Below are 19,326 nucleotides of genomic sequence, written 5' to 3' on the forward strand. Positions count from 1 at the left end.
CCCCGACCGCCTGCGCCAGCTCTTGGGCCTTGGCCAGCGCCGCCTCAACGGTCGTCGTACCTGCGATCGCGCCGGCGATCTCTTCGGAGACCGCGGTTCCGAGCGAGATGAACTCCGGCACACCGACGAACTGCACGCCGGAATACGGACGCGGCTGCACGCCGGGGTTGTTCGCATCGACACTCGAGATCGCCTCGCGCGCCGCCTCGTAGAACGGAGCGCCCTCTTGGAACGCGGTGTTGTCGAAGGTCGACTGACGCTTGCCGTAGGGCACCCGCGCCCAGCCGTACTCCTCTGCCACCAGCTCCTCATACTCGCGCGAACTCGCCCACGAGATGAACTCCCACGCAGCATCCTTCTGGTCAGAGGCTTCCTCGATGCCCCACGCCCAGGTCCACAGCCAGCCGGATGCGTCGGTCTCCTTCACAGGCGACTGCGCATAGCCGATGTCGCCGGCGATCGGTGACGAGTCGGATTCGACCGGTCCACCAGCATTGGTGGCGTCAACCCAGATCGCGACTTCGTCCTGCATGAAGTAGTTCAGGCACTCGGTGAATCCGGCCTGAGCTGCGCCGGGCTCGCCGTGCTCCTGGATTAGATCGACGTAGAAGTTGACAGCCTCGAGCACTTCGGGCGAGGTCAGCTGTGCATCCCAGTCCATGTCGAACCACGTTCCGCCGAACGTGTTTATGACAGTGTTCAGAGGTGCGAGCTGCTGACCCCATCCTGGAAGTCCGCGCAAGCAGATTCCCTTCATCGCGCTGTTCTCGTCGATCTGCGCCGCAAGATCAGCGATCTCGTCCCAGGTGGGGTTATCGGGCATCGTCAGACCGAGCTCATCGAAGACGCTCTTGCGGTACATCGTGAACGAGGACTGGCCCTCGAAGGGCAGGCCGTAGATCTCGTCGCCGGGACCGGTCATCGAGTCCATCATCGATGGAAGGAGATCGTCGAACTCGATGGTCTCCGATCCTTCTTCGATGTACTTGTCCAGCGACGTCACCCAGCCGTTGTCCGCGTAGAACGGGATCTCGTAGTTCGACAGGGTCGCGACGTCGTAGACGCCGGCCTGTGAGGAGAATTCCTGTGTGATCTTCGCGCGGACATCATTCTCCGGCAGCAACGTGAAGTTCACCTTGATGCCAGTCTCTTTCGTGAAGTGCTCTTCAGTGAGTTTCACCAGGTCTTCCTGAGCCGGCAGGTTGACAGCGAGCACATCGATCGTGGCGCCGTCTCCGTTCCCGGAGCCCTCGGAGTCAGCGCCCGCTCCGCAGGCGCTCAAGACCATGACGGATGCAACGCTGCCAGCAAGGACGGCAGCGACCCTTCTTGACTTCATGTCACTCTCTTCTCTGTTCGGTGGTGCGGGTTCGGTGGTGCAGATTTCGGGGAGGACCGACGCCGGAGGCGTCGGACACGGGTAGGCCGCGTCGTCGGCACGCGACAGCCGGTGCGTATGCAGTGCGCCGGTCAGGGGTGCCGTGGCGGTCTGCGCAGATGATGATCAGTGATGCTCTGGTACTGCTCAGCCAGGGACAGAAGCAGTCGCTCCCGGTAGTGCCCCGCCACCAGCTGGGCGCCGAGGGGCGTCGCGCGCGCCGTGAAGCCGGTCGGAAAGGTCATCGCCGGATGACCGGAGAAGTTGTACGGACAGGTCAGCCGCATTACCTGCTGGTTCCAGGTCGCGTAATCGCGTCGCATCTCTTCGATCTGAGTAACCGTCGGAGACGGTGCACCGATCGTTGGCAGCAGCAAGGCGTCGACATCTTCGAGCACCCGGTCGAGTGCGCGCGTGTATATCCGAGCTTCGTCGCCGATCTGCGCGTAGTCCGACGGGCTCAACGCACGGCCCTGCTCGAGCACGTAAGCGATCTCGGGTCCGTAGAGCTCACGCTTGTCTTGCGGGTAGAGTCCGCTGAGATCGGTAACCGCTTCGAATCCGACGAACGCGACCCACCGCGAGGCGAGCGGAGCGCCGTCCGGGACTTCGACGTCGACGATCTCGGCCCCCAGTCGGCTGAACACGTCTGCAGTGCGCTCGATCATCGTGCGTATCTCGGGGTCCACGCTCGCGAGGAGCCCGCGATCGATCCCGATCCTCCTGGATGACGCCTCCGCCACATCGAGTTCTTCTCGATCATGAGGAGAGCCCTGCGTGTGGGAGATGGCGTCGAAAACGATTCGGCAATCGCGTGCAGACCGCGCGAATGAGCCCACGGTGTCCAGCGTTCTCGAGAGCGGGAGGGCCCCCTCAGACGACACGACCCCCCTGGTGGGCTTCAGCCCGGACAGGCCGGTCGCTGTCGCCGGTCCCCGAATGGATCCGCCGGTATCGGAGCCCAGAGAGGCAAAGTTCAGGCCCGCTGACGTCGACGACGCGCAGCCGCTTGAGGAGGTGCCCACCCAGGTGTCCTTGTCCCATGGGTTCACGGGGGTGGGCAGCCCGGGGCCATGATCGGTCAGTGCGGCTTCAGACATCCGCAGTCGGCCCACGATCGTGGCGCCGGCCTCACGAAGGCGGCGAACAGCCTCAGACTCAGCGTCCAATCGATGATCGGCGAGATGCGCCGATCCGAACGACGTGGGGGCCTCGCCGGTTCCATAGAGATCCTTGACGGCGAGCGGCACGCCGTGCAGAGGGCCACGCCAGCCGCCGTTCGCGATCTCCTGCTCGGCAACCGCTGCCGCCCGTCGCGCACCCTCGGTGTCGACCTCAACGTAGCTGTGGAGCTCGGGGTCATGCTCAGCGATGCGATCGAGAATGTGCTCGCACACCTCGACTGCGGACAGCTCTTGCGTGCGGAGGGCCTCGGACAGCTCTCCGATATCCGAATAGTGCATCGAGCTCTCCTCACTGAGCATCCCTAGCGGCTAATCCTAGATCCTATAGCCTATGGCCATACTCGCGACGCGTTTGCCGATTGTCAAGTCTTGGTTAAATATCCTGGATCCTATAGGATCATATCTCACTACCCCAGTTTTGGATACGGAGCACATATGTCTGATCGCCCAGTCGCAGAACAACTCGACCGAGAGACGTGGCCGATCGCGGTGTGCATGCACGGCTTCTCACGGGTCACGCCGAACGGGGTCGCATTACATGATGCCCCCCCGGAAGTGTGGGACGACATGTTCGGCCGCATCGCCGCCCTCGGCTTCCGCGGCGTCGAACTCGCCGACAGCCATATCCGCCCCGCAGATCTGACCGCATCACGCCGCGAAGAGCTGAAAGAGATCGCCTCGGCGCACAGCGTCGATCTGGTCGCCGTTCATGTTCAGCGGCAGAGCGTCATTCAGCCCGGTCGCGGCGAAGAGAATCTGGCGTATGCGCACCGCACGATCGATGCGGCCGCAGAGCTGGGACTCCAGGTGTTCTCCACGGGGCTGCATCAGCCGTTCAGCGCGGCGCAGCAGCAGGCGCTCTGGTTCTGGACGGCACCCGGCCCCGTCGATCCCGATGACGCGGCCACGCGCGCTCTGGCCGTCGCGCGCCTGCGCGAACTCGGAGAGCACGCGGCAGCAGTCGGACTTCCGATGTCGCTCGAGATGTATGAAGACACCTATCTCGGCACGGCCGACAGCGCGGTGCGCTTGATCGAGGAGATCGACCTCGTCAACGTCGGCCTGAACCCCGACATCGGCAACCTCGTTCGCCTGCACCGTCCGATCGAGGATTGGCGTGAGATGCACGAGAAGACGCTGCCGTACGCGAACTACTGGCACGTCAAGAACTACACCCGGGACGAAAGCGCCGACGGCAGCTGGTACACCTCGACGCCCTCGACGCTGGAGACCGGTCTGATCAACTATCGCGACATGGTCTCGCGCGCGATCGAACTCGGCTTCACCGGGCCTTTCCTCATGGAACAGTACGGAGGCGACAGCCTGGGCGTATGCGCGACCAACCGCACCTATCTGCAGAGCGTGCTGCCCAGCGCAGCACGCGATTGACCCACGATCGACAAGGAGAGTCGAAGATGACCAGCACCACGCACCCCGTCTACGCCGTGATCGGCAGCGGATACATGGGTGGGGGCATCGCACAGATGCTCGCCCTGTCCGGTGCCGATGTCCGAATCGCCGATGTCGATCTATCCGTCGCCGAGAGCAACCTCGCACGCATCATCACCGAGGCGGAGCAGTTCGTCGAAGACGGGCTCTTTCCCGAGGACGCCCCGGCGATCATCGCCTCCCGCACCTCGGCAGCGACTATCGAGGATGCCGTCGCCGGCGCGACGTTCATCGAAGAAGCCGTGCCAGAGAAGATCGAGATCAAGCATGCGACCCTTCGTCGCATCTGCGACGCCGCACCGGCCGATGCGATCATCGGATCGAACACCTCGACGATCCTCATCGGCAAACTCGCCGAGGCGGTCACGAACCCCGCGCGCTTCCTCGGTGTGCACTTCTCCAATCCCGCGCCGTTCATTCCCGGAGTCGAGCTCATACCGCACGCGGGCACAGATTCGGCGGCGGTGACTGCCGTCGAAGAGATACTGGCGGCCACGGGTAAACAAACGGCACGCATCAAAGACGCCACCGGCTTCGTCCTCAACCGACTGCAGTACGCGCTCTTCCACGAGGCCACCCAGCTCGTCGAAGAAGGCGTGGCGACAGCGGAGGACATCGACACGGTCGTGCGCACCACCTTCGGGTTCCGGCTACCGTTCTTCGGGCCGTTCGCGATCGCCGACATGGCGGGATTAGACGTGTATGCGTTCTGCTATGCGTCGTTGCAGACCGAGTTCCCCGAACGCTTCGCGACGCCGAAGATCCTCGACGACCTGGTCTCCCAAGGGAAGCTCGGCACGAAGTCCGGCGCAGGCTTCCTCGATGTGCCCGCGGAACGCACGGCAGAACTCGTCGCGTACCGCAATCGAGCGTATGTCGCGATGCAGAAGCTCATCGCCGAACTGGGCCCCGCTCCGATCGCGAATCGCGGCGCAGACGATTGATATCGGCATGACGGCGCACCCTTTTCCCCGCGAACGAACGGTCGTCCTCACCGGCGCGGCGAGCCGTCGCGGCATAGGCCGCGCCACGGCACATCACCTTGCCGAGCGGGGCTGGCATGTCGGGATCATCGACATCGACGCTCAGTCCGCGATGAGCACGGCATCGGAAGTCGCCCGCCGATGCGGTGTACGGGCAATCGGAGTTGGAGCGGACCTGGCCGACCGGGATGCGGCCAGGTCGGCGGTAGATGTCCTGGAAGCCGAGCTACCGCAGATCGTGGCCCTGGTCACTTTCGCCGGGGTCGCCTCCCCCGTTCCCTATCTCGAGGTCAGCCCCGACGAGTGGCAACGCGTGCTGCGCATCAACCTCGATGGCGTCCACTGGGTCACTCAGCGCGTCGCACGGACTCTGGTTTCCCACGGCGTCGGCAGAATCGTCGGCATCTCGTCGATCTCGGCGCAACGCGGCGGCGGCACGTATTCGAAGACCCCGTACTCGGCGTCCAAAGCCGGGGTGATCGGCCTCATGCGCTCGGTCGCTCGGGAGCTGGGACCAGCGGGGGTCACAGCCAACGTCGTCTCTCCAGGACCGATCGACACTGACATCATGGGCGGGGTGCTCACCGAAGAGCGCAAAGCTCAGATTGCCGCCGATGGAGTCTTGCCGCGCATCGGCACGCCGAATGACATCGCGGCGGCGGTGGGCTATCTGATCAGCGCGGATGCCGGATTCGTCACCGGCCACACCCTGAACGTTGACGGCGGGCAGTACATGCACTGACCCTGCCCGGGGGATCGTCCGGTCAGGCGCGACGTTGCGTCTCGAGCGATCGCAGCCCGACTTGTTCGATGTGGTGCTTCATCGCCCGTGCTGGCGCTTCCGGATCCGAACTCTGGAACGCCACCAGGATCGCCTCGTGCTCGCTAAGGGCCTCGGTCACATCGATCGCCCCATACAGTGCGGACTGTCGCATGCGATGAAGCTGCCCGCCCAGCGTCTCGGACATATCGTGCAGGTATCTGTTCCCACAGTGACGGAAGATGATGCGGTGAAAGTCGACGTCACGGGCGAAGTAGTCAGTGGTGTCTGAGAGATCGCTGCTGCCATCGGCCGTCGCCTTGAGCAGATGTTCGCCCGCCTTCCGGTGCGCGTCCAGCGCAGTATCGAGCTCGCGTAGAAGCGAATCCTCGGCGGGGGTCGCCAGGCGCGCAGCCGTGGATTCCAGCATGACCCGCGCCTCAGTGAGTTCATTCAGCTGCGCCTCGGTGAGCGGAGGTGCGACCCGGTACCCCTTGAGCGCCTCCCGGTTCACCAGCCCCGTGCGTTCGAGCTGAACCATCGCCTCTCTCACCGGTGTAGGAGAAACGCTGAGCTGGCGTGCGATGGTCTCGATCGACAAGCGTGCACCGGGCTCCACTTCGCCGCTGAGCAGCAGTTCCAGAACTCGGTCGTACACACGGTCGCGCAATCCTCGTCGCTCGATCGACGCGTCCAGCGTCGCGAAAACGGGCTCTTCTCTCATTGCAATATCCGTCTCATACATCGCTCCCGTGTGCGCGCGTCCTTCGCGCGACGGGTCGTGCGACCCCGATCGTCGGAGCAGTCTACCGTTGTCACCGCTGTTCGTCCGCAGACGGCTGCTCCCGCCGCGTCGGCTCATTCTCATAGGCGCAGATCGCTCCGACCTTCGCAGCGGAAGCACTTGTCGGGTTGAAGTCGTAGGTGAGCCACTCGCGCACGAGACGCCGGGCCAGCTCGATGCCGACGACACGCTGCCCCATGCACAGCACTTGCGCATCGTTGGACAGAACCGAGCGCTCCACGCTGAACGAGTCATGCGCGGTGACGGCGCGCACACCCGAGACTTTGTTCGCCGCGATCGCGACGCCCAGTCCGGTACCGCAGATCAGAATCGCGCGATCGGCGTCACCCGAGGCGATTTTCTCAGCCGCGGTGATGGCGACCCGTGGATAGGGCATGTGTCCGTCAGCATCCACACCCACGTCGACGACCTCGGCGACCAGGTCGTTAGAGAGCAGGTCTGCCTTTATACGCTCCTTGTAATCGAAGCCCGCATCGTCGCTGCCGATCACGAGTCGAAGTGCCATGTCATACCTCTTTCTTCAGTACTTCCAGAACCGCGTCCGCGATGAGAGCGAACGACACTGCTCCGGGGTCGGGGGTGCCGAGGCTCTTGTCGCCGTGCGACCGCGCACGACCGAGCCGGGCTGTCATGTGCGAGGTGGCCTGTGCAGCCGAGTCCGCGATCTCACTGGCCTCAGCCCACGCATCCGACAGCCGCCCGCCCGCGCCAACGCGCTGGACGAGCGCGTCCGCGAACGGCACGATCGCGTCGATCATCGTCTTGTCCCCGGGTTTCGCCTTGCCGAAGGACATGACGGCATCCGACATCGCCTTGATCCCTGCACCGACAGTGAGTGCGTCAGCCGGGGCGTCATCGCCGAGCGTGCCGCCGAGCGCACGAAGCATCACGCCCCAGATAGCACCCGAGGTGCCACCACCCTTGTCTGACCAGGCATCGCTCGCGCGGACCAGCGTCGTGCCAGCACCGGCCCCTCTCTCCGCCGCTTTCGCGGCCGCTGCTGCGGCGGCGCGGCTGCCGCGCTGCATGCCGATGCCGTGGTCGCCGTCACCCGCCACGCGATCCATGCGGCCAAGATCGTCAGCCTGCTCATCCAGCATCCGCGCCATCGCGGCCAACGCTGTGACGACGATCGCGGCGACGACTCGGGAGTCCTCGGAAGCGACTCCGATCGGAGCTTCGTCGAGCTCGTCGGCCACGCTTGCTTCTGAAACGGCGGCTCGCGGCGAGACGGCGCCCCGGCGATATGCGGGAGTGTCGCACGGCGCGAGCCAGAGCCGCTCAACCTCGTCATCAGGCCACAGCAGCGTCAGAGAGGCGCCCGCCATGTCGAAACTGGTGCAGAACTCACCGACCTCGGGGTCCACCACGACCGCTCCGGCCTCTTCCAGGAGCCGGTGGACCGTTCGATAGACGACGAAGAGCTCCTCGTACTTCACCGACCCCAGCCCGTTGAGGATCGGAACGACGCGCGCTCCGGGCAGTTCGACTCCGTCAGGAAGTTCGTCGAGAAGCTTCTCGACGAACATGCGCGCGAGTTCGTCGGCACTGGGCAGGTCAATCTCATCGATGCCCGGTTCGCCATGGATTCCCAGCCCCACGGCCATCTTGCCCTCGGGCACGGTAAACAGCGGCTCCGTAGCCCCGGGCAGCGTGCATCCGCCGAACGCAACGCCGAAGGAGCGGGTGCGCGCGTTGGCCACCCGTGCGACGCGCTCCACTTCGTCGAGGTCGTATCCCGCCTCGGCTGCCGCGCCGGCGACCTTGAAGACGACGAGATCGCCGGCGATGCCGCGGCGCCGGTCGAGATCCTCCTTCGGTGCGCTCCAGATATCGTCGGTGACCAGCACGGTCCGACAATCGATGCCCGTTTCGCGCAACCGCTCCTGGGCCTGCCCGAAGTGCAGCACATCGCCGGCGTAGTTTCCGAAAGTGAGCAGCACGCCCCGCCCCTCGTCTGCTGCTCGTGCTACCGAATGAACCTGCTGGGCGGATGGCGAGGCGAACAGGTTTCCCATCGCCGCACCGTGTGCGAGCCCGGGGCCGACCAGCCCGCCGAACGCAGGATAGTGACCGCTGCCGCCGCCGATCACGACGGCGACCGTGGGCTCTGCCGCACGTGTGGCCCTCGCGACTCCGCCGGCAACCGCACGCACCCAGCGAGCCGAAGCCAGAGTGAAGCCGTCGATCATCTCCTCGGCAAAGTCTTCTGGATCATTGAACAGCCGCGTCATCACACACTCCAGCTCGTCGGTCCCACTTTTCCCCTATCCTATAGGAAGTTGGATAGATTTTTCTGATCCCTTGTTGGGCGCACGAAAGGAATGCGATGAACGTTCCGCTCCCGGTACTGATCGGGGCGAGCCTGAAGAGCTACTTCAGCCGCGAGGAGGGCCGCGCATGGTTTCATGAGGTATCGCGAGCCATCGCCCAGCGCGGTGATCCGAGTGACGTCGACGTCTTCGTCATTCCGTCCTATCTCCAGATCCACGACGCGATGAGCGCCTTCGCCGATACGGGCGTGCGCATCGGCGCGCAGGATGTCAGCGCCCATCCGCACGGAGCGTTTACCGGAGAGATTCCCGCCGCCGAGCTGTCTGAGTCCGGTGTCGCCTTCGCCGAGGTGGGTCACGCGGAGCGACGGCGGCTGTTCGGAGAATCGGACGCAGATGCCGCAGCTAAAACGGCCGCAGCACTGACGTACGGCGTGACGCCGCTGCTGTGTCTCGGCGAGAGCGAACGCGTCGATGCGCCGGTTGCAGCCGCCGCCGTCACCGCTCAGCTGCGCGCCAATCTCACCGACGTACCTACCGGAGGTGTCGTCATTGCGTACGAGCCCGTGTGGGCCATCGGTGCGGCTTCTTCTGCGCCGCGTGAGCACATCGTCACCGTCGCGCGGGCGTTGCGTAGAGCTCTGAACGAGGACCCCGCGCGACGCGGATCGCGCGTCATTTACGGTGGATCCGCCGGTCCCGGCCTGCTCACGGCACTCGGCGATGACATCGACGGCTTGTTCCTCGGTCGCTCCGCTCACGACGTCTCGTCATTCATCGCCGTCGTGGATGAGGCCGCAGAGCTCGCACGCCACCGACTGCGTCGGTCTAACCGCCCCTAGACTGACGCCTGTGTGCACTGTGGTGATCGATGTTCATGCCGATGGCACCTCACGCCTGCTCGCGGTCCGCGACGAAGACCCCGAGCGAGAGTGGGATCACCTCGGCCCCTGGTGGCCGGAGAGCCACCCCGGCGTGACCGGCATCCGCGATCGCCGTGCGGGTGGCGCCTGGCTGGCCGCCGACGTGCAACAGCGACGCGTCGCTGTGCTCCTCAATCGCGCCGATGTGCTCAATCTGCCTGCCGACCAGGTGCGCACCCGCGGCATCCTTGCGCTCGAATCCGTGGCGGGGCGCTCGCCGGAAGCGCCGCTTGCTATGCACGGATTCAACCTGCTGGAGGTCGAACCCGGTGCCGCACGCGTGCTTTCCTGGGATGGCAAGAACCTCACCGACACACGAGTGCCTCAGGGTGTGCACATGATCGCCCACGACGGTCTCGACGACCCGGCCACGGCGCGCATCGCACGCTGGCTTCCTGACTTCCGCGCGCGGGCTCCGCAGACGGACGGCTGGGAGGATGCCTGGGTCGAGCTGCTCGCGGCATCCGCTCAGTTGGACCCGACCGACGACGCCGCGATCATCCGCGACAACCGTCCGCACGGATACCCGACACAATCGCTGCTCTACTGCCTCGCCGAAGTCAGGCACGATGGCGTCGACCTTCGCGAGACGACGTTGCCCGCACCCGCGCACTGGAGCGTGTAGTGGCGGGTGTCGCCACGCGATCGTCACGCTATGCTCGCTCCATGAGCGATCCCCAGCAGCCGCAGAACCCGCCGTACGCGTCGCAGCCTGCGCAGCAGCAACCGCCACAGTACGCTCCTCAACAGCAGGCGCAGCCCGCATACGCGCACCCGGCGCAGCCGACCCCGGGCGGATACGGGCAGCCGTCCTACACGCCAGCACCCACGCCGAGCCAGACGGGCGCGAACCCGATGGGCAAGATCGGTTTCATTCTGGGGCTCGTCAGCATCGGCGTTCAGGTGCTGCTCAACCTGATCATCCAGATCATGATTCGCTCGGACGGCTACCAGCTGATCAGCCTCTTCAGCAACATCTTCTCGATCGTCATCTTCCTGACCGGCGTGGGCGGACTTGTCTTCGGCCTCATCGGAATCAAACGCCCCGGAGCCCCGCACGCCCTCTCTGGCATCGCCGCAGGAATCGGCATAACCATCGTGATCGGCGCCGGAATGAACTTCATCTTCGCCGCCATCAACCTCATGCGGTTCTAAACCGAGGCGCCGATCACTTCGCGGCGAGCACTCGCTGGTAGATCTCCGTCATCGCCGCCGTGCGCGATGACTGCAGGAACTCGGTTGCGACGTCGGGATCCGGCGTCGGCGCACGCCCAGCCACGATATCGGATGCCGCACGCTGCAGCGTCTGCGCCAAGGCTGTGACCGAGGCATCCGGCACCGCCCACAGCCCGCCACGCAGCTCACCCGCGATATCAGGGTCGCTCACGATGGTCGGCGTACCGAGCGTTGCGGCTTCGAACGGTGTCATCCCCTGCGTCTCGAATCCGATCGAGGTTTGCACGACGGCATCGGCCGCGGCGATCCGTGCGAGCGTCTCGGCGTACGGAAGGCGGCCGGCAAAGCGCACGCCAGCATGACCGCGCGCGATCTTCTCGGCCGCGCGCAACTGCCCGCCGCCGCCGATGACCTCGATGTCGGCGTCGACCTGCGACTCGACGACGGCTTCAAGGAACGGCAGCAACCGCTTCTCGGGACTCATCCGCCCCAACCACACGAAGCGCGGCCTTTTCTGCCCCGCGGGCCTCGCTGACGGCTGCGAGTCTGCATCTTCCGCACGAGACAGCACCTGCGCCGTGGTGTCTCGTGTCAGAGATGGTGATTCGCGCGCGCGAAGCGAGGCAAGCAGGTCATCATCGATGCCGTTCCAGACCACATCGACCTCGGGAAAGACCCCGTGCTTCTCGAGCCGTCGCGCGAAATGAGCCGACGGCGCCGTGACAGCATTCGAACCCTGGGCGATGCCGCGCAGGAATGCCCAGCCGTCCCCTCCGCCCGTCGGCTCGCCGACCCCCCGCATCGCCACGCGCCGCCAGAGGTTCAGTGCCGCCAGCACGGGTCGGTGCAGCGGCGTGACAGCTGCCATGCCGACGTCGACCCGGTTGTGCATCGTATGAACCACACGGATGCCGTGGCGATGGGCGAAGCGATGGCCGATGAATGCGCCCCAGAAGTCGGCCTGCACGTGCACGAGATCGACCGGCGGACGCGACGCGAACGCCCGGTCGAGAAACCGGTCAGTGCGTCGCCCCGGCCACGACATCGAATACTCCCGATCGAGCGTGATGGGCATCGACGGCAGATCGAGGTAGGCGGCATCTGACGGGCGAGCGCCCGCGTGCATCTTCGGGGCGACCGCGGTGACGGTGTGCCCGGCGCGTTCGAGGTAGCGCCGCTGCAACCGCATCGACACCTGCGCCCCACCGAGGGACTCGAGGTGCTGATCGCCGAAGAAGACGATGTGCATTATTCGGGCAGTGGTTCGTCGCGGTAGAGCGCCTCGAACGTGTCGAGGGTGCGGTTGATGTCGTGCACGATCACACCGTCGAGGGATGCCTGTTGCATCCGCTCGTACTCGGCCGGCTCTGCTGTGAGCACGTCGGTCAGGCGGGCGGCGAGCTCATCGGCGTTGCCCGGTTCGAACAGGTAGCCGTTCTCACCGTCATGCACGAGGTGCGGGAGGGCAACCGCATCCGCCGCGACGATCGGCAGGGCCGACGCCATCGCCTCCATCGTCGCGATCGACTGCAGTTCTGCGATCGAGGCGATGACGAACAGGCTCGCCCGAGTGAGCAGTGCGCGCAGCTCTTCGTCGGTCGTGCGACCGTGGAAGGTGACCCGGTCGCTGAGGCCGAGCTCGCCCGCGAGGCGTTCGAGGCTCTTACGCTGGTCTCCGCCGCCGACGATGTCGAAGCTCACCTCCAGCGCGGGGTCGAGCCTCGTCACGGCTTCGAGGATCACCTCGACCTGCTTCTCGGCCGTCAGCCGCCCCACGAAGATGATGCGGTTGCCTTCACGCGGCCCGATCACCGGGGTGTACTGCGTGCGGTCGATGCCGCAGCTGACCGGGATGACGTCTTTCACCTCGACCGTGCGCTCGAGGAAGTCGGCGGCGCGGCGGGTCGGCGTGGTGATCGCGCGCGTGAGGTCGAAGGTGCGCTTCGCGTCGGCCCAGGCGAGTTTCAGGATGATGTCGTCGATGAACTTCGGCAGCGTCGTGTGATCGAGGATGTTCTCGGCCATGACGTGGTTGGTCGCGATGACGGGGATGCCGCGCTGATGCGCTATGCGCGAGAGACCGCGTCCGATCACGATGTGCGATTGGATGTGCACCACGTCCGGCTTCACACGGTCGAGCACTCGGCGCGCATAGTACTTCGAGCGCCACGGCCACACGAAACGCAGCCAGTCGTGTGGTGCCCAGCGCACCGACGGCAGCCGGTGCAGCGTCATCGGCTCGCCCTCGATGACCTCAGTGGCGGGTGCGGCGCGGCGGTACTTCTGATTCGGCGCGACGACGTGCACATCATGACCGCGCTGGACGAGGCCGGCCGCGAGGCGCTCAGCGAAACGGGCCGCACCGTTGATATCAGGAGAGAACGTGTCGGCGCCGATGAGGATGCGCAACGGGCGCTCGTCGTTCGGAGCGTCAGAGGAGGTCACGGGATATGCAGCCTTACGGTACGCGAAAAGTGTTCCCTGGTCAGGGCGCAGGCCACTTTACCCGAGGCATCTGCGCTCTCCCCGTTCCCTCGCCGCTCGTCGCCTGCTCCGTCTCGTCCTGTCCCGCTCCGAGACTGCATTGTGCGGATGAGACCGCAGGAATTCCGGACGGTCTCATCCGCACAATGCCGTCTCGCGGGGTCGCGGGGTCGCGGGTCGCGGGGTCGCGGGGTTCAGGAGGCGCTCGGAACCGTGCCCTAACTTTGGAGTATGCGACTGACCTCAGCTGCCGACCCCGCGCTCTGGATCCCCGTGACGGACTCGTTCGGGTGGAGGGGGCGCCGCCATCGCAAAGCGGCTATTCGGATGCTGCTCGGCCAGGCCACGCAAGCATTGGGCGCTCCGGCACGGCCAGGATCGAAGCTCGGCGCGTGGGCGATGAGTCAGGCGGCGCCACTGCTCATGCGCAAAGCCGATGGGCGGGTGCTGGTGTGGACATGGAAGGCCGACCCCGAGCTCGTCGTCGCCATGGCCAGCGTTCAGGAGCTGACCAACGACCTGCGGCGGGCCAGGGCCACCATGCCGATCGAGTACGACGACACCGAAAGCTTTGCCACGCCGCTCGGCGCCGGCGAGAAGTTGCTGATGCCCTTGCCGCCTGAGCCGTCCACTCCCCCGTTTGCGACATATACGTGGGACACCGGCACGCATCTGATCACCCTGACGGCGATCTGCAGCGACCGCGAGCGGTTCGGGACGCTGATTCCCGCGCTGGACGAGTTGGCACGCAGCATCCGAATCGCCGCAGACCTGACCGGCGGCGAGACACCGGGCGTGCTGCGGATCGATCCGGCGTGAGGTCACTCGCGAGAAACGGCCTTCTGCATGAGAAACGTGTTCCCATGACGTTTTTCATGCAGCACATTGTTTCTCGCTCCCGGCACGCACGCCGCTGTGGGAATCTGGCGCTGACTCCTCCGTAGACTTTCGGGATGGGTTGTGCGTATGCCGGAGGGGAGCGCGTAAGACGGTGAGCACGCGAGTCATGTTCGGCATGCTTCGGTTCGCCACGGCGGCCGTGTGTCTGACCGCGCTCATTCACCGTCTGCTCTGGGGACTCAGCTCGCAGACCATCGCCGGCCGCAACTTCTTCGCCTACCTGACGGTCGAATCCAACTGCGCGCTCGTCGTGCTGCTCGCGATCGGTGGCGTCCTGGCATTTCGTCACGGCGACGACCCCCGTTGGTTCAGCGTCGCCCTGTCGCTGGTTCTCACCTGGACGACCACGGCCGGACTCGCGTTCGCGCTGATCGTCTGGCAGGCGGGTTTGCGCGGCATCCGCGTCGATGTGCCGTGGTCAGATCAGGTCTTGCATTTCTGGCTGCCCGCGTTCACGGCGATCGCTTGGACTCTCACGCCAGGGCATCGCGCGGTGCCCTGGTGGATCATTCCTGGTTCTCTGGTGTTCCCTCTGGTCTGGGGTGGGGTAACGATGTGGCGCGGGCCGCAGATCGGGTGGTACCCGTATTACTTCCTGGATCTTCGTCAGGTGAGCGGCATCGGAGAGTTCTTGATCACCAGCGCCATCGCCTTGGCGATCTTCGCGCTCGTCGCGGCCGTGCTGGCGTTGATCAGCCGGATCAGTCCGTCTCGCCGGACGGCGCGAACGGCTCCAGCGAGATGAGCGCGGCCGTCAGCGCCTCATTCTCATCCAGTGCTGCGAACTCTTCAGCAGCATCGCCGCCGACGATGCCGACCAGGACGTTCTCTCCGGTGCTCGGCGACAGGTTGATCCACGTGCGCACCGTAGCTTCACCGCCGACGACATGCCAGATCGCGGCATCCGTCTCCCAGAAGGGCTTGTCATCGTAACGCAGCCAGATCGTCTCGATGTGCCCCATGCCGAGCGCGTTGATGGCGCCGCGATGTCCGAAGGGAAGCTGCGGGCTGAACTCGATGCCGTCGCGCTGCAGCACACCGAGCGGAACAGTGACCACGACACGGTCGAATGAAGTCGACTCCCCCGTGCCCAACCGCAGGCTCACGCCGGCGTCGTCATAGGCGATGCGGGTCACCGGCGAAGCGAGCGACAGCTGCGCATCACCCACAAGCTCGTGCACGTAGGCACCGAGGTCGCCGACGACGGCTTTCGCGGCATCCGCCGGCAACTCGGGAGGAAACCACGACGAGAGCACCTCGGCATCGGCCGCGGCGGTTGTCGCCAGGTGCGCGAGCAGGGCGGCGAGGCCGGGTTCTTCAGGATCGGCACCGGTATCGATCAGCGCCTCGGCCAGCGCCACGTCGGCGGGCAGTGTCTCGGCCGCCGCGACAGCCTTCTCGATCGGGGCCGGGCTCACCGGCTCGATGGCGCCCTCCGGTGACCGCCACAGCGCCGCCGTCAGATCGCTCATCTCGGGGAAGTCCGGCTCGTCGCCGAGAGCGTCGTCAGCATCAAGCAGCCACGACCCCAACTGCACCGGCACCGGCCACGCGTCGTCGAGATGCGAATGAACGCGGCCGCCCACCCGGTCTCGGGCCTCGAACACCGTCACCTCGACGTCTGCGTCGGCAAGCTCGGATGCCACGGCCGCACCCGCGAGCCCGGCGCCGATCACGGCGATGCGCTCACCGCCGGCCATCGCTGCACGCAGCCGCATCGCCGCGCTCTGCCCGGAGTGGAACGCTCCGCGCATCGTGCCCGGGTCATCGACATCTGTCGCCTCACCGGCGAAGTAGACACGGTTCTGGATGGGCTCGGCCAATTTCTGGCGCGTGGACTGCTGCACACCCACACGCGTGTAGCTGGCCGCGCCGTGTGCGAACGGGTCGCGCGCCCAAGCGCTGCGCACGCTCGCGGCCGGAGCGGGTACCACCGTGGTCGGCAAGGGCGACGGCGAAGGCGTGATCGACCGCGTCGGGGTGGGCTTCGGCTCCGGCGTGCACGAGACGAGCAGCACGCCGAGGGCGCCGACTCCGGTGCCGATCAGCAGCTCGCGACGCGTCATCTTCATTGGCGCAAGACTACCTCAGGCCGCCCCGGCAGATCCGGGCGCAGAGTGCGCGGTCACTCGTCGCCGCCGCGACGGGGACGCCACAGCACCACGTCGGTCGATCGGCGGATGCGGCGGCCACTCGACACCGGAATCACGCCGGCCGAACCGGCAGCGAAGACGCGGACGCCCGGACGGCTCTCGCGCTCGGCGCGCAGCGCGCCTTCCAGGTCGAGGACTCTGCGACGCAGCATCCGCACCTCGTCTTCGAGGTCAAGCAAGCGCGCGATGGCGGGCAGGCTCATCCCGTCAGCAGACAGACGTGCGACCTCCCGCAGCTGCTGGATGTTGCGGGCCGAGTATCGGCGCGACCCGCCACGGGTGCGGCCCGGCACGACGAGGCCGATGCGGTCGTACTGACGCAGCGTCTGCGGGTGCATCTCTGAGAGCTCGGCGGCGACGGCAATCGCGAAGACAGGAGCATCTTCATCTTCTATCATCGTGACCTCGCCTCTCCGCCGCCGCCCCAGATCAGGAGATGGGCCGAGTTCAGGACGATCCGGTGGGAAATCTCCTGATCTCGGGCGATGCTCCTGATCTCGGGCGCACAGCTCATCAGTCGCGCGCCTTCGCCATCATCTCAGCGCGCGGGTTCTCTCGGGGTTCCAGCTCATGGAATTTCTCCAGGGCTTCGCGAGCGGCATCATCCAGATGCGTGGGAACAGCCACCTGCAACTCAGCCAACAGGTCGCCGGTGCCCTTCGACGTCTTGACCCCGCGCCCCTTGACGCGCAGCACGCGCCCCGACGGGGTGCCCGGCGCCACCCGCAACTTGACCGGGTCACCGCCGAGCGTCGGCACCTCGATCGTCGCTCCCAGAGTCGCTTCGGTGAAGGTGACCGGAACCGTCAGGCGCAGGTGCAGCCCGTCGCGCGTGAACACCGGGTGCGGACGCACCTTGATCTGCACGACGATGTCGCCGCTCTCGCCGCCATCCGGTGAGGGCCGACCGCGGCCCCGCAGGCGGATCTTCTGCCCGTCGGCGACGCCGGCCGGAATCTTCACCTTGAACGGCTTGCCGTTCTCGCCCTGCAGAGTGATCGTCTCGCCCTGCACGGCGGTGGTGAAGTCGAGCGTCGTGCGCGCCGTGACATCGGCGCCGCGCTGCGGCCCGCCGAACCCACGGAACCCGCCGGACGGCTGTCCGAAGCGCCCCGAACCGAACCCGCCACCGCTGCCGGCCGGCTGGCCCTGGTTGAACATCGCGAAGATGTCCTCGAAGTCGGCGCTCTGACCACGTCCGCCCTGACCGAACCGGCTGAAAACGTCTTCGAAGCCGCCGCCCCCACCACCGCCGGCGGTGAAACGCGCCCCCGAACCCATCGCGCGGATCTCGTCGTATTCCTTGCGCTGCTCAGGGTCAGCGAGCACGGAGTACGCCTCGCTGATCTCTTTGAACTTCGCCTCGGCCTTGTCATCACCCTGGTTCGAATCCGGGTGGTACTTGCGTGCGAGCTTGCGATAGGTCTTCTTCAGATCGGAATCACTGACGTCTTTGGTGACGCCGAGCATCTTATAGAAGTCCTTATCGAACCAATCTTGACTGGCCATGCGCTCTTAATCGGTCCCTGAGCCCGTCGACGGGTCGGCCGGCACGGCGACGACGACCTTCGCCGGCCGCAGTTCGACATCGCCCAGACGGTAGCCCACCTCGACGACATCGAGGATCGTCGAGGTCTCAGCGTCGGGGGTGGGCTGCTGGAAGATCGCCTCGTGCTGCTGGGGGTCGAACTCCTCGCCTTTCTCGCCGTAGGCGACGACGCCGAGGCGCTCGACAACGGCGCGCACCTTCTCACCGATCACGAAGAACGGCGTGCCCTCATCGAGGTCGCCATGAGCCGCGGCACGGTCGAGGTCGTCGAGCACGGGAAGCAGGCCCTTGGCGACCTCGCCCTTTGCTCGCTCGATCTCGACCTGACGCTGCTCTTCCGTGCGTCGACGGTAGTTGGCGTACTCGGCCTGCAGCCGCTTGAGGTCGTTCAGCAGAGTCGATTCGAGATCTGCCAGAACCGTGTCCTCTGCGGCGGCCTCACCGGTCTGATCCGCACCGAGGATGTCGTCAACCGTGAGATCGTCGGCGCCCTCAGCGGGCGACTCGTCGGATCCCTCAGCGGCCGCAGCCTCGGAGGAGTCGGGGTTCTGCGGCGCGGGGCCGGATGCCGAAGCATCCGACCCCTCGTCCTCAGGAACCTCGTTCTCGTCGAAGTCCTTGTTCGTCATGGTTACTTCTTTTCCTCGTCCTCGTCGTCGATGACCTCGGCGTCGACGACGTCTTCCTCAGCGGACGCGTCGCCCTCAGCGGCCTCGCCGTCGCCGGACGGAGCCTCGGATGCGGCATCCGCCTGCGACTGCGCGTAGATCGCTTCGCCGAGCTTGCCCTGCGACTCGTTGAGCTTGTCGAGAGCGGTCTTGACCGCGTCGTCGTCATCGCCGGCCAGCGCCGTCTTCAGAGCGTCGACGTCAGCCTGGACCTCGTCCTTGACGTCGGTGGGGAGCTTGTCCTCGTTCTCCTTGATCAGCTTCTCGATCGAGTACGACAGCGTCTCAGCCTGGTTGCGCTGCTCGAGAGCATCGGCACGCTTCTTGTCTTCCGCCGCGTTCTCTTCAGCCTCGCGCACCATGCGCTCGATGAGCTTCGTCATCCGGCCGCCCTTGGTCTCGATGCCGAGGCTGAGCGGGGTGACGTCGATGAGCAGAACGTCCTTGCGCTCGCCCTTGAGAACGCCGGCCTGAAGAGCGGCGCCGACAGCGACGACCTCATCAGGGTTGACGCCCTTGTTCGCTTCTTTGCCGGTCTCGCGCTTGACGAGCTCAGCAACAGCGGGCATACGGGTCGATCCACCGACGAGCACGATGTGATCGATCTCGGCGACCTTGATGTTCGCCTCGCGGATGACGTC

At 65.8% G+C, this 19,326-nt stretch carries 20 protein-coding genes; 8 read left to right on the forward strand and 12 right to left on the reverse strand.

The genetic code is table 11. From position 1 onward, the window contains the following. Both Q1J95_RS06695 and Q1J95_RS06700 read right to left on the reverse strand, forming a co-directional pair. Positions 1 to 1,339 (reverse strand): sugar ABC transporter substrate-binding protein (locus Q1J95_RS06695; protein ID WP_300266615.1); only part of this gene is annotated, 1,339 nt, incomplete at its 3' end. A 131-nt stretch (positions 1,340 to 1,470) separates the two neighbouring features. Then, complete coding sequence (locus Q1J95_RS06700; RefSeq protein ID WP_300266616.1) at positions 1,471 to 2,841, reverse strand: amidase; 1,371 nt, start codon at positions 2,839 to 2,841, stop codon at positions 1,471 to 1,473. 156 nt (positions 2,842 to 2,997) lie between these two features. Between Q1J95_RS06700 and Q1J95_RS06705 the strand changes: the two genes are divergently transcribed. The 3 genes from Q1J95_RS06705 to Q1J95_RS06715 are packed head-to-tail and all read left to right on the forward strand — an operon-like array spanning position 2,998 to position 5,736. After that, on the forward strand, positions 2,998 to 3,951 hold the full coding sequence (locus Q1J95_RS06705; protein ID WP_300266617.1) for a sugar phosphate isomerase/epimerase: 954 nt from the start codon (positions 2,998 to 3,000) through the stop codon (positions 3,949 to 3,951). Between the two features lie 26 nt (positions 3,952 to 3,977). Further along, positions 3,978 to 4,955, forward strand: a complete 978-nt coding sequence (locus Q1J95_RS06710) for a 3-hydroxyacyl-CoA dehydrogenase family protein (RefSeq protein ID WP_300266618.1) — start codon at positions 3,978 to 3,980, stop codon at positions 4,953 to 4,955. 7 nt (positions 4,956 to 4,962) lie between these two features. Further along, a complete protein-coding gene (locus Q1J95_RS06715) occupies positions 4,963 to 5,736 on the forward strand; it encodes an SDR family oxidoreductase (protein ID WP_300266619.1) in 774 nt (257 codons plus the stop codon). Between the two features lie 22 nt (positions 5,737 to 5,758). Here the strand turns inward: Q1J95_RS06715 and Q1J95_RS06720 are convergent, their stop codons facing one another. The 3 genes from Q1J95_RS06720 to Q1J95_RS06730 form a co-directional block, all read right to left on the reverse strand. After that, positions 5,759 to 6,478 carry a GntR family transcriptional regulator gene (locus Q1J95_RS06720; protein WP_300266621.1) on the reverse strand — a complete coding sequence of 240 codons (720 nt, stop codon included), beginning with the start codon at positions 6,476 to 6,478 and terminating at the stop codon, positions 5,759 to 5,761. A gap of 91 nt (positions 6,479 to 6,569) precedes the next feature. Then, complete coding sequence (locus Q1J95_RS06725) at positions 6,570 to 7,064, reverse strand: ribose-5-phosphate isomerase (protein ID WP_300266623.1); 495 nt, start codon at positions 7,062 to 7,064, stop codon at positions 6,570 to 6,572. Position 7,065: 1 nt separating this feature from the next. Next, complete coding sequence (locus Q1J95_RS06730; protein WP_300266624.1) at positions 7,066 to 8,793, reverse strand: dihydroxyacetone kinase family protein; 1,728 nt, start codon at positions 8,791 to 8,793, stop codon at positions 7,066 to 7,068. 95 nt (positions 8,794 to 8,888) lie between these two features. Between Q1J95_RS06730 and Q1J95_RS06735 the strand changes: the two genes are divergently transcribed. Genes Q1J95_RS06735 through Q1J95_RS06745 form a run of 3 tightly spaced genes read left to right on the forward strand, consistent with a single transcriptional unit; the run spans position 8,889 to position 10,910 of the window. Beyond that, on the forward strand, positions 8,889 to 9,674 hold the full coding sequence (locus Q1J95_RS06735; RefSeq protein ID WP_300266625.1) for a triose-phosphate isomerase family protein: 786 nt from the start codon (positions 8,889 to 8,891) through the stop codon (positions 9,672 to 9,674). Between the two features lie 10 nt (positions 9,675 to 9,684). Beyond that, positions 9,685 to 10,380 (forward strand): NRDE family protein, encoded by a 696-nt coding sequence (locus Q1J95_RS06740; RefSeq protein WP_300266626.1) that lies wholly within the window; start codon positions 9,685 to 9,687, stop codon positions 10,378 to 10,380. A 41-nt stretch (positions 10,381 to 10,421) separates the two neighbouring features. After that, on the forward strand, positions 10,422 to 10,910 hold the full coding sequence (locus Q1J95_RS06745; RefSeq protein WP_300266627.1) for a hypothetical protein: 489 nt from the start codon (positions 10,422 to 10,424) through the stop codon (positions 10,908 to 10,910). A gap of 13 nt (positions 10,911 to 10,923) precedes the next feature. Here the strand turns inward: Q1J95_RS06745 and Q1J95_RS06750 are convergent, their stop codons facing one another. Together Q1J95_RS06750 and Q1J95_RS06755 are read right to left on the reverse strand one after the other, a co-directional pair. Beyond that, positions 10,924 to 12,180 (reverse strand): glycosyltransferase family 4 protein, encoded by a 1,257-nt coding sequence (locus tag Q1J95_RS06750; RefSeq protein ID WP_300266628.1) that lies wholly within the window; start codon positions 12,178 to 12,180, stop codon positions 10,924 to 10,926. After that, complete coding sequence (locus tag Q1J95_RS06755; protein ID WP_300266629.1) at positions 12,180 to 13,376, reverse strand: glycosyltransferase; 1,197 nt, start codon at positions 13,374 to 13,376, stop codon at positions 12,180 to 12,182. The genes Q1J95_RS06750 and Q1J95_RS06755 overlap by 1 nt, the downstream gene beginning before the upstream one ends. Positions 13,377 to 13,646: 270 nt before the next feature. Between Q1J95_RS06755 and Q1J95_RS06760 the strand changes: the two genes are divergently transcribed. Together Q1J95_RS06760 and Q1J95_RS06765 are read left to right on the forward strand one after the other, a co-directional pair. Next, the gene (locus Q1J95_RS06760; RefSeq protein WP_300266631.1) at positions 13,647 to 14,234 is read left to right on the forward strand and encodes a hypothetical protein; all 588 of its coding nucleotides are present in this window, start codon (positions 13,647 to 13,649) and stop codon (positions 14,232 to 14,234) included. Between the two features lie 172 nt (positions 14,235 to 14,406). After that, the gene (locus tag Q1J95_RS06765) at positions 14,407 to 15,060 is read left to right on the forward strand and encodes a Pr6Pr family membrane protein (RefSeq protein ID WP_300266632.1); all 654 of its coding nucleotides are present in this window, start codon (positions 14,407 to 14,409) and stop codon (positions 15,058 to 15,060) included. Here Q1J95_RS06765 and Q1J95_RS06770 read toward each other — a convergent pair. The 5 genes from Q1J95_RS06770 to Q1J95_RS06790 form a co-directional block, all read right to left on the reverse strand. Beyond that, positions 15,017 to 16,387 (reverse strand): FAD-dependent oxidoreductase, encoded by a 1,371-nt coding sequence (locus tag Q1J95_RS06770; protein ID WP_300266633.1) that lies wholly within the window; start codon positions 16,385 to 16,387, stop codon positions 15,017 to 15,019. The genes Q1J95_RS06765 and Q1J95_RS06770 overlap by 44 nt on opposite strands. 53 nt (positions 16,388 to 16,440) lie before the next feature. Further along, positions 16,441 to 16,866: a MerR family transcriptional regulator gene (locus Q1J95_RS06775; protein WP_300266634.1), complete on the reverse strand. Its 426-nt coding sequence runs from the start codon at positions 16,864 to 16,866 to the stop codon at positions 16,441 to 16,443. 115 nt (positions 16,867 to 16,981) lie between these two features. Beyond that, the gene (locus Q1J95_RS06780; protein ID WP_300266635.1) at positions 16,982 to 17,977 is read right to left on the reverse strand and encodes a DnaJ C-terminal domain-containing protein; all 996 of its coding nucleotides are present in this window, start codon (positions 17,975 to 17,977) and stop codon (positions 16,982 to 16,984) included. 6 nt (positions 17,978 to 17,983) lie between these two features. Then, positions 17,984 to 18,646: a nucleotide exchange factor GrpE gene (locus tag Q1J95_RS06785; RefSeq protein ID WP_300266636.1), complete on the reverse strand. Its 663-nt coding sequence runs from the start codon at positions 18,644 to 18,646 to the stop codon at positions 17,984 to 17,986. 2 nt (positions 18,647 to 18,648) lie between these two features. Beyond that, the coding region (locus Q1J95_RS06790) for an Hsp70 family protein (protein WP_300266638.1) at positions 18,649 to 19,326 on the reverse strand (678 nt) is incomplete at its 5' end.

Source organism: Microbacterium sp. (genome assembly GCF_029263575.1).
In the GTDB taxonomy this organism is placed as follows: domain Bacteria; phylum Actinomycetota; class Actinomycetes; order Actinomycetales; family Microbacteriaceae; genus Microbacterium.